The organism is Natrinema pallidum, assembly GCF_005890195.1.
Lineage (GTDB): Archaea > Halobacteriota > Halobacteria > Halobacteriales > Natrialbaceae > Natrinema > Natrinema pallidum.
In genome coordinates, this window is sequence record NZ_CP040637.1 from 1,881,363 (window position 1) to 1,894,804 (window position 13,442).

Annotated in this window: 13 protein-coding genes; 6 read left to right on the top strand and 7 right to left on the bottom strand. The window is 65.5% G+C overall.

All coding sequences use genetic code 11. The features are described from left to right. The first annotated feature begins 52 nt into the window (after window positions 1-52). Window positions 53-868 carry a TrmB family transcriptional regulator gene (locus FGF80_RS09335; protein WP_138653563.1) on the top strand — a complete coding sequence of 272 codons (816 nt, stop codon included), beginning with the start codon at window positions 53-55 and terminating at the stop codon, window positions 866-868. A 51-nt stretch (window positions 869-919) separates the two neighbouring features. Here the strand turns inward: FGF80_RS09335 and ygfZ are convergent, their stop codons facing one another. Both ygfZ and FGF80_RS09345 read right to left on the bottom strand, forming a co-directional pair. Continuing rightward, complete coding sequence (gene ygfZ, locus FGF80_RS09340; RefSeq protein WP_138653565.1) at window positions 920-2,011, bottom strand: CAF17-like 4Fe-4S cluster assembly/insertion protein YgfZ; 1,092 nt, start codon at window positions 2,009-2,011, stop codon at window positions 920-922. 39 nt (window positions 2,012-2,050) lie between these two features. After that, on the bottom strand, window positions 2,051-2,347 hold the full coding sequence (locus FGF80_RS09345) for a DUF6432 family protein (RefSeq protein WP_006183728.1): 297 nt from the start codon (window positions 2,345-2,347) through the stop codon (window positions 2,051-2,053). A 213-nt stretch (window positions 2,348-2,560) separates the two neighbouring features. On the opposite strand from FGF80_RS09345, the gene FGF80_RS09350 reads away from it, so the two are divergent. The 3 genes from FGF80_RS09350 (at window position 2,561) to FGF80_RS09360 (ending at window position 4,700) form a co-directional block, all read left to right on the top strand. After that, complete coding sequence (locus FGF80_RS09350; RefSeq protein WP_138653567.1) at window positions 2,561-3,634, top strand: DUF7093 family protein; 1,074 nt, start codon at window positions 2,561-2,563, stop codon at window positions 3,632-3,634. Window positions 3,635-3,842: 208 nt separating this feature from the next. Continuing rightward, on the top strand, window positions 3,843-4,226 hold the full coding sequence (locus tag FGF80_RS09355; protein WP_006183726.1) for a DUF5611 family protein: 384 nt from the start codon (window positions 3,843-3,845) through the stop codon (window positions 4,224-4,226). A 285-nt stretch (window positions 4,227-4,511) separates the two neighbouring features. After that, window positions 4,512-4,700 carry a hypothetical protein gene (locus FGF80_RS09360; RefSeq protein ID WP_006183725.1) on the top strand — a complete coding sequence of 63 codons (189 nt, stop codon included), beginning with the start codon at window positions 4,512-4,514 and terminating at the stop codon, window positions 4,698-4,700. A 19-nt stretch (window positions 4,701-4,719) separates the two neighbouring features. Here the strand turns inward: FGF80_RS09360 and FGF80_RS09365 are convergent, their stop codons facing one another. Together FGF80_RS09365 and FGF80_RS09370 are read right to left on the bottom strand one after the other, a co-directional pair. Continuing rightward, complete coding sequence (locus FGF80_RS09365; RefSeq protein ID WP_138653569.1) at window positions 4,720-6,051, bottom strand: dicarboxylate/amino acid:cation symporter; 1,332 nt, start codon at window positions 6,049-6,051, stop codon at window positions 4,720-4,722. Between the two features lie 99 nt (window positions 6,052-6,150). Further along, window positions 6,151-7,638, bottom strand: coding sequence for a heme-binding protein (locus FGF80_RS09370; protein ID WP_138653571.1), 1,488 nt, complete (start codon window positions 7,636-7,638; stop codon window positions 6,151-6,153). Window positions 7,639-7,808: 170 nt separating this feature from the next. Here FGF80_RS09370 and FGF80_RS09375 point away from each other — a divergent pair, with 170 nt between their 5' ends. After that, window positions 7,809-8,336, top strand: coding sequence for a PadR family transcriptional regulator (locus tag FGF80_RS09375; RefSeq protein ID WP_006183722.1), 528 nt, complete (start codon window positions 7,809-7,811; stop codon window positions 8,334-8,336). 19 nt (window positions 8,337-8,355) lie between these two features. Here FGF80_RS09375 and FGF80_RS09380 read toward each other — a convergent pair whose 3' ends face one another. Continuing rightward, window positions 8,356-10,200 (bottom strand): site-2 protease family protein, encoded by a 1,845-nt coding sequence (locus FGF80_RS09380; RefSeq protein ID WP_006183721.1) that lies wholly within the window; start codon window positions 10,198-10,200, stop codon window positions 8,356-8,358. Window positions 10,201-10,302: 102 nt separating this feature from the next. Here FGF80_RS09380 and FGF80_RS09385 point away from each other — a divergent pair, with 102 nt between their 5' ends. Then, window positions 10,303-10,938 carry an IS6 family transposase gene (locus FGF80_RS09385; protein ID WP_138653573.1) on the top strand — a complete coding sequence of 212 codons (636 nt, stop codon included), beginning with the start codon at window positions 10,303-10,305 and terminating at the stop codon, window positions 10,936-10,938. A 32-nt stretch (window positions 10,939-10,970) separates the two neighbouring features. On the opposite strand, the gene lysS is transcribed toward FGF80_RS09385, so the two are convergent. Together lysS and pyrH are read right to left on the bottom strand one after the other, a co-directional pair. Beyond that, entirely contained in the window at window positions 10,971-12,686 is a 1,716-nt protein-coding gene (gene lysS / locus FGF80_RS09390) for a lysine--tRNA ligase (RefSeq protein WP_138653575.1), read from the bottom strand. After that, window positions 12,683-13,408 (bottom strand): UMP kinase, encoded by a 726-nt coding sequence (gene pyrH / locus FGF80_RS09395; protein WP_006183719.1) that lies wholly within the window; start codon window positions 13,406-13,408, stop codon window positions 12,683-12,685. Before pyrH ends, lysS begins: the two co-directional genes overlap by 4 nt. Window positions 13,409-13,442 lie beyond the last annotated feature (34 nt).

A 13,442-nucleotide genomic window follows, 5' to 3' on the forward strand; every position in this document is an offset into this window, starting at 1 on the left:
CATCCGCACACCCTACTCTGCGTGTTCGGATATCCGAATTCGTGGTTGGGCCATGACAGAGGATACTACTACAAGAGAGGCGATTAGCCTGTTGCAGGACCTCGGACTCCAGGAGTACGAAGCACGCTGCTTTATGGCGTTGAACAAACTTCCGAGCGGAACTGCAAAGGAGATACACGAAATCTCCGACGTTCCGCGAACCAGGGTGTACGACGCTATTCGCGTCCTCGAGTCCCAGGGCCTGGTCGAAGTGCAGCACACGAGCCCGCAGGTGTATCGCGCCGTCAGTATCGACGAGGCGACACAGACGCTGCGGCAGAAGTACGACAACCGGATCGAGACGCTCGAGACGCATCTCAGGAACACGGACGTCCGAGAAACCGACGAGGACGACCAGGTCCAGGAGGTCTGGTCGCTGACCGGGCACGAGGCGATCGAGTCGCGGACGATCGAACTCATCGACGAGGCCGAGTCCGAGATCGCACTCATCGTCGTCGACGAGGACATTCTGTCCGAGTCACTGTTCGACGGCTTGCAGACGGCGGCGGAGCGGGACATCTCGCTCGTTCTGGGCGGCCAGACGGATGCAGTCACGGAGACGCTCGGGGACCGGCTCTCCGCGACGCACGTGTTCGAGACCGGCCTCGACTGGCTCACCGGAATCGAACGCGACGACGAAGTCGCGATCAGCCGCATCCTGCTCGTCGACCGCGAAACGCTTCTGGTCGGCTCCTACTACCCCAACACCGCCGGTAGCGACGCGAAAGAGCAAGCGGTCTTCGCCCGCGGTCTCGAAAACGAGATCGTGGTGTTGCTTCGCCGGTTGGTGACGGCGGGCCTCCCGCGGATCAAAGACCCGGGAGCCTGATGCCGCCCTCTCGGACGCGGCGCGGAGCAAACGACCGCGCGGTGTGGCCGATTACTGATACGCGGGCAGCCGGTCCGATCGATCGGACCCCTCGACGAACGGCAGTTCCGTCCGCGTCGCCGTCACCTCCGTGCCATCGACTCGGACCGTCAGCTCGTCGCTCTCGAGGTCGTAGTCGACGATCGCGAGCGCGATGACGTCGCCGAGCAGCGGGCTCTCGCCGGCGCGGGTCACGTTGCCGACCGACGCGTCGCCGTCGAAGACGGCCGCGCCGGACTCGGGCACGGCCTCGCCGTCGAGGGTGAGCCCGACGAGTCGTCGGCTGGGTTGGCCGCGGTTCTCGACGCGGGACACCACCTCCTGCCCGACGTAACAGCCCTTCTCGAAGTCCAGCGCGTTCCGGAGGCCGAGCACGTTCGGGAGCGTCCCCTCGAGTTCGGTGTGAAAGAGCGGCGATCCGGCCTCGAGCGCGAGGCTGTCGACGGTCCGATAGCCGAAGGGAGCGGCGTTCAACCCCTGGTTGAGCAGCGTGTCGTGGACGGCAGCGGCGTCGGCGGCGGCACAGATCACTTCGTAGCTCTCCTCGCCGGTGAGCGCGTCGGTGCGGATGACGGAGACGCCCACGTCACCCATCGTTCCGCGGACGAACGAGTACCGCTCGTCCGGCGAGCCGGCCCCGTTGAGGACGCTGGCTATCTTCTCCGTCGCTTGCGGGCCGTGAATGCCGAAAACCGCGTAGTCGTCGGTCGCGACGCGGATTTCCACGTCCTGAATGAACACCTTTTCCGACCACTCCTCGGCGAGGGGGGCGGCGGTTTCGGGCTGGGTGAAAAGCAAGAGTCGCTCGCCAGCGTTGTAGATGTAGAGTTCCACGTCGATCCCGCCCTGGGGATCGAGGACGAGCGCGTAACAGCCCTGCCCGTCCGTCGTCGGGACGCGGTTCGAGACGACGTTATCGACGTACTCGACGCGGTCGTCGCCCGTCACGACGATCACGCCGTAGGCCTGCTCGAGCAGGCCGACGCCGTTGCGTACCGCCCGATGGGTGCGCGCCGGCCGTCCGTAGTGTTCGACGACCCGCCGATCGGCGCGCTCGCCGAACGTAGCCCCGTGGTCCTCGTGGATCGACTCGATGACGCTCATGCGTATTCCCTGGGGCCTGAGCGTATCAGGCGTTTCGATTCAAAAGGGCAACCGCTCGCGGAGCCAGTCGCCGATCGATTGCTCCCCGTCCCCCTCGGCCGGCGTCTCGGGAACCACGCGTTCGGCGGGCTTGATCACCGTCTCCGACCCCGAGTCGACGACGATCAGGTCGTCCTGCTTGAGCGTCGAGAGGGCGTCCTCGAGTTCGTCGATGTCGACTTCGACGGCCGCGCGGAGCTCGAAGACGGACATTCCGTCGTCGGCGCGATCGACCAGCGCGTCGAGTACCGCCACCTCCGTCCGTTCCCGGTTCCGGTACTCCCGCTTTGCTCTCATCTATGTGTGTATTCGACCACCTGGGATTTGACGTTTGTCGTTCCGCCGGTTCCAGAGCACCGGCGTCGCGAACACCGACGCAGGCTGGCGGAGAATGCCCGGCCCGATCCGACCCGGTGAGACATCCCGACGAAACGCGTCGCCACCGTTCGGTCGTCGTGACAGTCCATCATGCAACACGTTTTTTATGGTATGACTGGGTACGGTGGGACAATGGCCCTTCGATGTTCGTTGCTCGGACACGACTACGGGGACTCCGAAGTCGAACGCGAGCGCGAAGAACGGGGCAGCGAGGTCGTCGTAACCGTCCAGGAGTACGAGGAGTGTGCCCGCTGTGGTGATCGCAACGTCATCAGCGAAAACACCGAAGTGACCAGCCTCTTCGCCGGAACGGACGCCGACTCGGTCCCCGACGAGCCCGATACCGAACCGCCCGAACCACCACTCGAGCCCGACGCGACGGATGCGCCCGATGCGACGTCGGCCTCGGACCCCGAAGTCGCCGCCGCGGAGGATGCGGTCGCGTCGACCGACGGCGACGACGCCGAGCTCATCGACGCCGACGACGACGGATCGGACGCGCTCGAGACGGGAACACCGGTGGCGGAGCCGTCCGCGAGCCCGACAGCCGATCCGTCCGAGCCGACCCCGGAAGCGGCGGCCGGCGGTCTCGAGACCGACGACGACACGGCCGAGATCGACCTGCCCACCGACGAGCACGGCGATCCGGTCACTGACGACGGCGAAATCCTCGAGGACGAGCCCGCGACGGAACGGGATCGGGACCGCGACCACGGCGAGTGGCCCGATTCGGACGACGTCGGCCCGCCGGTCGATGGCGAATCCGATCCGACCAACTGGCCGGACGACCCGGTCGACGGCGAGACGGCGTCCGACACTGACGCCCTCGAGCCCGACGAGATCGACGATGATGCCGTCCTCCTCGACACCGAAGACCCCGTCGGAGGTGTCCAGGCAGGCGGCGAGACCGGACCCGACGGTGCGGCTGCGGCTGCGGCCGACGCCCGGTCGGTGACTGCGGACCCGCCGACGGACGTCCGAGGCGACGCCGAGCCCGCGCCCGATCCCGATCCGGGAACCGGAATCGAGCGCGCCGCGTCCGCGCCGACACCCGCCGAAAGCGACGGCGCGTCCGACGACGTGCCGACCGAACTCTACTGCCCGCGGTGTGACTACGTCTCCGCTGGCGATCAGGAATCGCTTCGCACCGGCGACATCTGCCCCGACTGTCGGAAGGGGTACCTCAGCGAGCGCGAGCGACGATAGAAGCGTCAGTCGGACGTGATCGGCGATCCCCGCGTTCCCGCGTCGGCTGCCGCGGTCCCGCGAGCGCTCACCGATACCCCCACACCGTGCCGATCGATTCCCGACCGATAGCGATCGGTATCGGCGGTCTCCGGGTTCGAGAACGCATCAGACGCGCGAAACGTCGGCTATGAAAAGAGGTAAACACTCCGCCGTGTTTCTTCGAGCCATGAAGGAGTACAAGATGCGTCGCGGTGAATATCTCGAGGAACGAATTCCGGATATGGAAGCCACGATCGAGGACTACTTCGGCTCGATCACGGATACCGAGGAGTACAAGGGAAGCGACCTGTACGTCATCGGCGAGCCGGCCAATCCGGTCTTCGAGAAGATCATCGCCGGGACCGTCGAATACTCCGGCAAGAAGGACAAACTCGGCGTCGAGTTCCACGAGCGCGATCCCACCGAACTCGGCCCCGACGAACTCGAGGCCGCCGGCGATGCCGTCGACGCGAAAAACGATTTCCTGCTCGAGGCGACCGGCCGCGACGCCAAATCCCGTCGCGAGTCGATGAAGCGCAAAGTCGAGGACGACCCGGATCACGACTTCTAGACACCGACGTTTTGTTCTTCGGTCTCTCATGCTGGCAGCAGCACCACTGCCGCCAGCGTGCCGTCTGCCGTCCCTCGGCAACAGGTCGATCAAACGCACTCTCCCTCGGTGGGTCGGTCGTCGGCCCGCTCGTTCGCTTCGCTCACTCGCGGTTGGTATCGGTGACACGCCTGCCCTTCCCCGAGTCAGGCGACTCACCGCGAGTGCGGTGACCCGCCTTCCCGGCCGGAGCGGTTTCCACCCGCGTTCGTAACGGCTTTTATCGCCGCGTCGATCCCTCGAGTCATGGATCCACAGGCGTTTGTCGCCGCCACGCTCGCCGCCCACGTCGGGTTTGCGATCGTCGTGACCGCACACGCGTCGCTGACCGATCGCGATGCCGGCCCGTGGCCGTTCGTGACACTCGCGTTCGGATTGGCCGGGATCGCCGCCTACGTTTTCTACGATGGGACAAGCGGTTCGGACACGCACTGAGACGACCGGCGACCTGCGTTCAGTCGCCGGCTGTGGCCCGTTCCCCGCCCTCGCTGCTCGAACGGGAGCCGTCGGCCCAGACGCCCTCCGTGAGGTCGATCCCGTCGGTCCACTTGCCGACGACGGAGGCGACGGCGAGGTCGCCGGTCACGTTGTTCGTCGTCGCGATCCGGCCGAGGATCGGGTCGACGCCCGCGACGAAGCCGACGATCTCGAGGGGCAAGCCCACGGCGTTCAGGATGACGGTGAGCATGATCAGCCCCGCACCGGGGACACCGGCGGTGCCGATACTGATCAGGATCACGGTCGCGAGAACGAGCACCTGATCGCCGAGGCCGAGGGAGACTCCGACCATGTTAGCGGCAAATACCACCGTCACGGCCTGTCTGATCGCCGCCCCGTCCATGTTGATCGTCGCCCCGAGCGGGAGGCCGAAGCCGTAGACCGATTCGTCGATCCGCAGGTTCGTTTCGGCGTCGGTGATCGTCACCGGTAGCGTGCCGCTCGAGGAGCGGATCGTAAAGGCCGTCACCATCGCGTCTTTCGCACCGTTGAGAAACGCAAGCGGCGACTGGCCGAGGATACCGACCGTCATCACGCCGAGGTAGGTGACGGTCATGTGGATCACGATTCCGATCGTGATGACCCCGACGAGTGCGCCCAGTTGGACGATCGCGCCCAGTCCCTCGGTCCCGATCGCGGCGGCCATGAGCGCGAAGACGCCGATGACGCCGTACTCCATGACGCCCCAGACGACTTTGAATAACGCCTGCGTGCCGGCGTCGATGAACGCGAAGAAGCCGTCGATCGCGTCTTCGATCGGCTCCTCGGTCGTCGACTCGCGGACGATCGTCAGCGCCAACCCGAAGACGATGACGACGAAGATCGTCGCGAGGATCTCGCCGTTGACCATCGCGGCCAACGGGTTCTCGGGGACGATACCGAGGACGACCTCGGAGACCGTCGGCGGTTCGGCCTGCTGGGCCTCGCCACCGGTGAACTCCACGGCCGTGCCGGGATCGAACAGATTCGCGACTGCGAGGCCGATCAGGGCCGCGATCGTCGTCGTCGCGGCGTAGAGCAAGACCGTCAGCCCGCCGACTTTGCCGAGTTTCGACGGCGTCAGCTTGCGCATCCCACCGAGCAGCGTAAAGACGATCAGCGGGATGATCAGCATCTCGAGCAACCGCAGGAAGAGATCACCAAGCGGGCTGAGAACGCTGGCGCGTTCGCCGGCGATGGCCCCGAGTGCGGTCCCGAGGACGAACGCGACCGCGATACGGTAGATGATCGGAATCGAGCGATACTGGCTCCAGGTTCGTCGCGGCAACGACTCCTGCGTCGGACTCATCGACCCGCCCTATGAACGGGACCGATCAACCCGTGTCGGTACCGGTGAGACTGGCCCGCTCCTATGACGGCCGCGTCGTGGCGGAGATGGGGCTGGTGTTCAAGCCAGGAAGACGTGTCGCGGTCGGTCAGCGAGGACGTCCCGGCCGAACTCGACGGTCTCCGAGAAGGCGTCGCTCCGGAAGAACGCCATGGCATCCTCCCGGGAGTCCCATCGGCTGGCGATGAACATGTCGTTCTCGTCCTCACGGTTGACCAGCAGGTCGGTCTTGCGGTGGCCGTCCATATCGGCGAGGACGCCGCCGACGTCGTCGAAGGTCCCGACGAAGTCGCTGCGATGCTCCGGCTTGACCGTATAGAACATCCCCATCGTCCCCCACGAGTCGTCCTCGTCGTCACCGGCCTGTCGGACGACATCGGGTAACTCGGCGAGGAACCCGGCGGCCGTGTTCGCAGCCCGATCGGTCTCCCAGAGGCTGACGACGGCGGTTTCGCTGTCCGCGTCTTGGGCCTCGTAGACCGCCGTCTTCACGTGGGTATCGTAGTGATCGAAGTTCTCCCGGTAGCCGTCAACCTCCTCGAACAGGTCGTCGGGGTCGGCCGCCGAGTAGAGGACGACCGCGTGGACATCCTCGCCGTGGGGCTGGCCCGCGTAGATGCCCTCGTCCTCGAGTTCGTCGCGGATGTCTCCGCTCTCGTCGCCGTGGCCCGACACCGAGTCGTCGCCGTGGTGATGGCCACCGGACCCGCCGTGGTGTCCCGCGGCGTCGCCGTCAGCGTGGTGATGGGCCCCGTCACCCTCGGTCGGAACGCGTTCGCCGGCGAGGAAGGCCGCGAGGTCCGTGGGCGGGACCCGGCGGGCCGAGAGGAACCGACCGAACTCGGCGAAGCGGGAACTCGAGGGGTCAAAGCGCATCTCGTAGAGCAGTTCCTTCACGTCCATCGGATCGTCGCCGAACAGCGTCACGCCCCACTCGAAGTCGTCGAGGCCGACGCTGCCGGAGATAATCTGCGTGACGCGGCCGGCGTAGTCCTTGCCGATTTCGCCGTGGTTCGCGAGGTAGTCGGCCCGCTCGTCGAAGGGGAGTTCGTACCAGTTGTGGTCGGGGCCGCGGCGCTTGCTCATCGGATAGAAACTCAGGAAGTCGCTGTCGGGAATCTCGGGTTTGAGCCGCGACTCGATGTAGCGCTCGAGGCCGGCATCCTCGACCTCGCTGTCCTCGTCGAAGTAGTCCTCGGACATATACCCGGAGACCTCCGTCACCGAAAGGTAGGAGTCGGCCCGCTCGGTGAACTCGGCGAGCGCGGTGTGCTCGAACCGGCGCTCGAGCGTATCGATATCGGCGAGCGTCGGCCGCAGGTGGAGAACGAGCAGGTCGGCCTTGTGACCGAGCACCGAGAACGTAGCCGAGTCACCGGCCTCCGCGTCGTCGACGGCCTCACAGGCGGTCAGATAGTCGATGCCGTCGTCGATCGCCTGCGAACGGCGCCGCTCGGGCGCGTTTCGCCAGGCGTCCCAGTCGATCGACCGGAAGTCGTGCAGGACGTACCAACCCTCTTCGGTCTGTGGCGGTCGTCGTCGTTCCATGGATGCGGGTTGGGACGGAGACGCCAAGAAGGGCCGGGTTTCGCCCCGCTCCCGTCCATCGACGGACTCGGCTCCGTGCCCGGAGCGCCCGGCTCCCGTCGCGGGTCGGACCCGTCGCGTGCGGACGTGACCGAAACCCTTTAGCGCTATCCGTATAACTGACCAGCCATATGCGGAAGAGTGGGCCGCCGAAAGGACTCATCGCCTATATCGTCCTCGAACTCCTCGAGGAGAAGCCGCGATACGGCTACGAGATCCTCAAGGAGATCCGGGATCTCAGCGGCGGTCACTGGGAACCGTCCTACGGCTCGGTGTACCCGATCCTCTATAAATTCGAGGAGAAGGGATGGGCCGAGCGTATCGAACGCAAAGACGAACCGGACCGAAAATACTTCGAACTCACCGACGACGGGATTGCGGAACTCGAGGACCGCCGCGAGAGCGGGCCGGAAAAGGCTCGAGACTTCGCCGACGTCATCCTCGGGTTTTTCCACGTCTACGCGGCGTTCTCGACGGACGACCGGTTCGACATTCCGGAGAAAGAGTGTGAGTGGTGCTTCGACGAGGAGTTCAGCCGCTGGGTCGTCGAGCAGGTCGCCCGCCACTACGAACACTACTTCGATACCGAGTTCGAGCGCATCGAGGAGACCCACGAGGAGTTCTCCGATCGCCACGGGCTCGATCCCGACGACTCGTAGACGCCGCCGAGATCGTTTCTCACCCCAGCAGTTGCGGGCCGAACAACAGGAGGATGAAGCTCACGAGCATCGTCACTCCGATCGCCGTCGTCACCGTCCGGACCATCCCGCGGGTTGCGTCGACAGGGAGTCGGGAGACGATCGCTTCGGTACTCGTCCGAAGGATGTGCCCGCCGTCGAGCGGGAACGCCGGAATACAGTTGAAAAAGCCCAGTTGGACGTTGATCCAGCCGGTCCAGAACAGCAGGTTCGCGAGGAGGAAGACGGTCCCGTCGCCGAACGCACCGAGCATCCCCTGGGCCTGGTAGAAGTTCTGTACCCCGCCGGTGAAGCCGGCGAAATTGAACGGCATCGCGCCGCTGACGCCGATGACCGGCAGCATCAGCGCGACACCGATCTTCCCGAGGAAGCTCTCGGTAATCGGGCCGAATCGCGTCTCGCCGTCGCCCCCGAGCAGCCCCAGATACTCGTCCGCGGGGTAGAGTTGGACGCCGATGTCGTTCACCGCGACGCCGGACATGCCCGGCACGGGCTGAATGCCGAGGAACCCGCTGTTCTCCCGCGGGTGCTCGTCGAGCGTGACGGTGTACGTCTCGCGTTCGTCGCCGACGTAGCCCGCGACCGCGACCCGTTGGTCGGGCTCGCTGTCCTCGAGCAGGGCGGCGAGCTCACCGTAGTTCTGTACCCGTTCGCCGTCGAAGCGGGTGATCACCATGGTCTCGTCGGTCGGGCCGGCCTCGCGCTCGAGGGGGCCGTCAGCGGCGACCGAGACCGCCGCACCGACTGTTACCTCGCGCTCGATCCGGTCGTCGGTCGTATCGTCTGCGGGTTCGATCGTCAGCGTGACCCGCTCGCTGTCGCCGACGGCGTCGTAGAAGCCGCGTTCGGTCGCGACGGTCCGGCCGTCGACCGCGCGGATCTTGTCACCGACGGAGAGTCCCGTCGGGCCGTTTTCCATCGCGGTGGACACGAGCAGGGACCGATCAACGGGGACCGTCCGCTCGCCGTTGAGTTCGATGGCGACCTGCTCGCTGTCGACGGCCTCGAGTCGGGTCGCGAGGTCGTCGTTGCCCTCGACTGCGGTGCCGTTGATCGCGGTAATGCGGTCGTTCGGCTCGATCCCGGCGTCGGCTGCGGGCGAGTCGGGAGCGACGCCGCCGACGGCGGCTCCGGGCGCGATGCCGATCGCGCCGACGACGGGGCCGAACAGGAGGGCGAACGCCAGCAGCGTGATCGCGAAGTTGTTCGTGACGCCGGCGGCGAACATTCTGGTCTGACCACCCCGCGAGGCGGACTTGCTGCTCTCCTGATCGGGTTCGACGAACGCGCCGATGGGGAGGAACGCGAGCATCGCGACGCCCATCGAGTCGATATCGATGTCCTCGACGCGACAGAGCAGCCCGTGGCCCCCTTCGTGGACGACGAGGCCGACGAGCAGCCCGAAGACGATGCCGGGCGTCGCCGACAACGGCAGAAAGTCGTTGACACCGGGAATGACGAGCACGTTGTGTGGCTGTCTGGCGGGGGAACTCGCCGACTGCGGCGATGAGAGCGCGATCACCGCCACGCGAATCAGAACGGCGAACATGCTGATCATCACGACGAGCGCGATCCCGACGCCGAAGTTCGACCACGCCCGCCAGAAACGCTTCGGTCGTGCGAGCCGGTCCAGAAGCACCCGCCCGCGTTTCGTGTGGAACGTGAGGATCGGCCCTTGGGTCCCGATGTAGTCCGGGAGATACCCACCGTTTCGGAGGCCGATGACCGCGATCCAGTAGAGCAGAAGACCGATCAGAACCCACGTCAGGAGTTCCGAACCGTAGATTGCAGGCGGCGAGACGACAGCGAGAGAGCCGTGGTCCATCGATACTATCTCCGGGCGGGGTTCTCAAATGACTTTTGTCTATCCGGGCGGCGGTGTTCAGATAAGCACTGAAAAGTGAGGAACGGCATTTTTGAAGTGTCTATGCCCAAAAGCGCCGTCCTCAACGGTTGTTTGGACGAGATCGAGTTAGGTTTTGTGGAGCGCGAAGCAACACCGCGACTGTTGATGAAGCTCAGTATTCAGCCACATCTTGCTGGATTATCGCTTTCTGATACTGTCTCTATTCTCGAACTGTTTGGCGTTAACCGCGTCAAGTCGACCGTCCACAACTGGGTTCGCAAGGCCGACCTACAGCCCGAAGACGGTCAGTCACCGGATCACGTTGCGGTCGACGAGACCGTGGTCCGACTCAATACTGAACAGTACTGGCTGTACGCTGCCGTCGATCCAGAAACCAACGAACTGCTGCATACAACGCTCGAACCGACCAGAACGAGCGTCTTAGCACATGCGTTCTTTACGGAACTACGCGAGAAGCACGACATCGACGACGCCGTGTTCCTCGTCGACGGTGCGACGCCGCTGAAAGACGCCTGCACGCGTCACGGGCTCGATTTCCGCTACGAACGTCACGAAAATCGCAACAACGTCGACCGTGTCTTTCAAGAGGTAAAACGCAGAACTACCGTTTTCTCGAACTGTTTCGGTCACGCAAGTGCAGAAACTGCTGATGAATGGCTCAAATCGTTCGCCTTCGCATGGAATCAGCTAATCTGAACGCGACCATCCGGGCAGCCGTTCGAGCCCGCTCACCGCTCCCGGCGCAATCGTCCGACGACGAACGCGCGATCGACCTTCGCGAGGAACGGGCCGAGCTTCGGCCCCTGCTCCTCGTCGAAGAACAGCCGGTAGCCCGCCGCGAAGAAGTCGCCGGTGTCGATGTCGTGGCGCTTTGCGGCCTCGTAGATCTCGCCCTGAATCTCCTCGGGGTCGTGACCCGCCTCGATGAAGTCGGCCAGGTCCGCGAGCGCGGCTTCGGTCTCCGCGTCGAAGTCGTGCGCCGGAATCTCGGTTCGCTTGAGTTCGTAATCGAACTCGTTGCCCGTCCGGCGCGCCCAGTTGCGGGCCTGCTCGACCCGATCGAGCGCGTCCGCCACGGCCCACTCGGGCGCATCGTCTGGGATGTGGCCCTCGCGGCGCGCAATTTCCTCGCGCAGGTCGGAATCGTCGGTCATCCCGAGTACCGCGGCGAAGGTGTAGGGAAGCCGAATCCGCTCTTCGCGTGGCTCCTCGACCACGAAGGGGTAGACGCGATCGGCGAAGGCCTGTTCGTCCTCGCTGGCATCGATTTCGCCGAAGTAGGTCGCCTCGAGCCGGTCGAACTCGTCGACCAACTGGTCGAGGCGCTCGATGCTGAAGTCCCGGGCCTTCGCGGGGTCCTTCGCGAAGAAGTAGCGCAGCACGTCGGGCTCGAGCAACTCGAGTACGTCCGAGACGAGGATGACGTTTCCTTCGGAGGAGGAGAAGGGCTCGCCGTCGAGGGTGAACCACTCGTAGACCATCGGCACCGGCGGCTCGATCTCGAGGACGTTTCGCGCGACGTCCTGGCCGCTGGGCCACGAGCCTTCGGCGTGGTCCTTCCCGAAGGGTTCGAAATCGACGCCCAGCAGCTGCCACTGGGCGGGCCACTCGAAGCGCCAGGGGAGTTTCCCCTCGCGCAGCGTGGCGGTGCCCTCGTGGCCACAGCCATCGATGGTCCGATCGCCGGCGTCCATGTCAGTACAGCGGTAGTCGACGGTGCCGGCCGCTCCCGCATCGAGATCGACGCTCGTCACCGTCTCGGTGAGCTTGCCACACTCCTCGCAGATCGGGTTGAACGGGACGTAGTCGGCGTTCGCATCGACCTTGTCCTGATACTGCGAGAGCACGTCGCGTGCGCGATCCCGATGCTCGAGGACGAAGCGGGTCACGGACTCGAACTCGCCGGACTCGTACAGGTCCGTGTTCGAGACGAGGTCGATCTGCGCGCCGATCGCGTCGGCGCTGTCCTGAATGATCGTCGAGAAGTGGTCGCCGTAAGAATCGCAGCAACCGAACGGGTCCGGGATGTCGGTGTAGGGCGCGCCGAGGTTGCGACCGAGCGCGCCGGCGTCGACCTCGCCGAGATCGACCAGGTTCCCCTCGAGGTCACAGAGGGTTCGCGGGAGCTTCCGGAGGGGGTCGCGGTCGTCAGCGGTGAAGACCTGCCGGACCTCGTAGCCCCGATCCCGAAGCACTTCGGCGACGAAGTAACCGCGCATAATCTCGTTGACGTTGCCCAGATGGGGAACGCCCGACGGCGAGATGCCGCCCTTGACGACGATCGGCTCGTCCGGCTCTCGGGTTTCGATCCGGTCCGCGACGGTATCCGCCCAGAACGCGTGTCGCGTTTCGCTCGCTTCCTCGCGCTGGAGGGTGTAGGGGCTGATCGCGTCCGATTCCGCGACGGGTTCCGTTTCCGCGTCGGCATCGCCGTCGCCACTCATCGTTCGTCGCTCGCCCAGTAGGTCGGTTCCGCGCCGGCACCGTCGGGGACGATGTCGGTCCCCTCGTGATCCCCGTGACGAACGGCGCGGGCGATCCGGTCGGGATCGGTGCCGTCGAGGACGATCGTCCGCATTCCCGAGCGTTCGATGATCTTGGCCGCCAGCAGGTCGACGGGTGCCGAGGCGCCGGCGTTCATCTCGAGGCCGGCGATGGCGTCGACCAGGGCCGTCGCGGAGAGGCGGTCGTGTTTGGTCGCGTCAGCGTCCTTGTTCGGATCGGCGCTGTAGACGCCGGGAACGCTCGTCGCGTAGATCAGGAGGTCGGCGTCGATGTACTCCGCCAGGGCGGCCCCGACCGCGTCGGTCGTCTGGGCCGGCGCGACGCCACCCATGATACAGATGTCGTCCCGCCGAAGCGCCTCGCTGGCCTCCTCGTAATCCAGCGCCGGCGCGGTCACGGACTCCTCGCTCAGCGCGGCGATGAGCAGCCGTGCGTTGAGTCGCGTGACGTCGATACCCAGCTGATCGAGTTCGATCTCGTTCGCCCCGAGGTCTCGAGCGGCCCCGATGTACTCGCGGGCGACGCCGCCGCCCCCGACGACGGCACCGATTCGACACCCCTCCGAAATGAGGTCTTCGATGACGGCCGCGTGCTCGGCCACCCGGTCCGCGCCGGGCTCGGGCACGAGGACGCTTCCGCCGATAGAGACGACCACTTTCATACTACCCCGGTGTAGCGGAGTTGCTATCTTAAGG

What these genes read in the sequence shown, in the direction of transcription:
- ygfZ (WP_138653565.1), bottom strand. Translation starts at nt 2,011, where the DNA reads ATGAGCGTCATCGAGTCGATCCACGAGGACCACGGGGCTACGTTCGGC.
- FGF80_RS09380 (WP_006183721.1), bottom strand. Translation starts at nt 10,200, where the DNA reads ATGGACCACGGCTCTCTCGCTGTCGTCTCGCCGCCTGCAATCTACGGT.
- FGF80_RS09355 (WP_006183726.1), top strand. Translation starts at nt 3,843, where the DNA reads ATGAAGGAGTACAAGATGCGTCGCGGTGAATATCTCGAGGAACGAATT.
- FGF80_RS09365 (WP_138653569.1), bottom strand. Translation starts at nt 6,051, where the DNA reads ATGAGTCCGACGCAGGAGTCGTTGCCGCGACGAACCTGGAGCCAGTAT.
- FGF80_RS09375 (WP_006183722.1), top strand. Translation starts at nt 7,809, where the DNA reads ATGCGGAAGAGTGGGCCGCCGAAAGGACTCATCGCCTATATCGTCCTC.
- pyrH (WP_006183719.1), bottom strand. Translation starts at nt 13,408, where the DNA reads ATGAAAGTGGTCGTCTCTATCGGCGGAAGCGTCCTCGTGCCCGAGCCC.
- FGF80_RS09360 (WP_006183725.1), top strand. Translation starts at nt 4,512, where the DNA reads ATGGATCCACAGGCGTTTGTCGCCGCCACGCTCGCCGCCCACGTCGGG.
- FGF80_RS09350 (WP_138653567.1), top strand. Translation starts at nt 2,561, where the DNA reads ATGGCCCTTCGATGTTCGTTGCTCGGACACGACTACGGGGACTCCGAA.
- FGF80_RS09370 (WP_138653571.1), bottom strand. Translation starts at nt 7,638, where the DNA reads ATGGAACGACGACGACCGCCACAGACCGAAGAGGGTTGGTACGTCCTG.
- FGF80_RS09345 (WP_006183728.1), bottom strand. Translation starts at nt 2,347, where the DNA reads ATGAGAGCAAAGCGGGAGTACCGGAACCGGGAACGGACGGAGGTGGCG.
- FGF80_RS09335 (WP_138653563.1), top strand. Translation starts at nt 53, where the DNA reads ATGACAGAGGATACTACTACAAGAGAGGCGATTAGCCTGTTGCAGGAC.
- lysS (WP_138653575.1), bottom strand. Translation starts at nt 12,686, where the DNA reads ATGAGTGGCGACGGCGATGCCGACGCGGAAACGGAACCCGTCGCGGAA.
- FGF80_RS09385 (WP_138653573.1), top strand. Translation starts at nt 10,303, where the DNA reads ATGCCCAAAAGCGCCGTCCTCAACGGTTGTTTGGACGAGATCGAGTTA.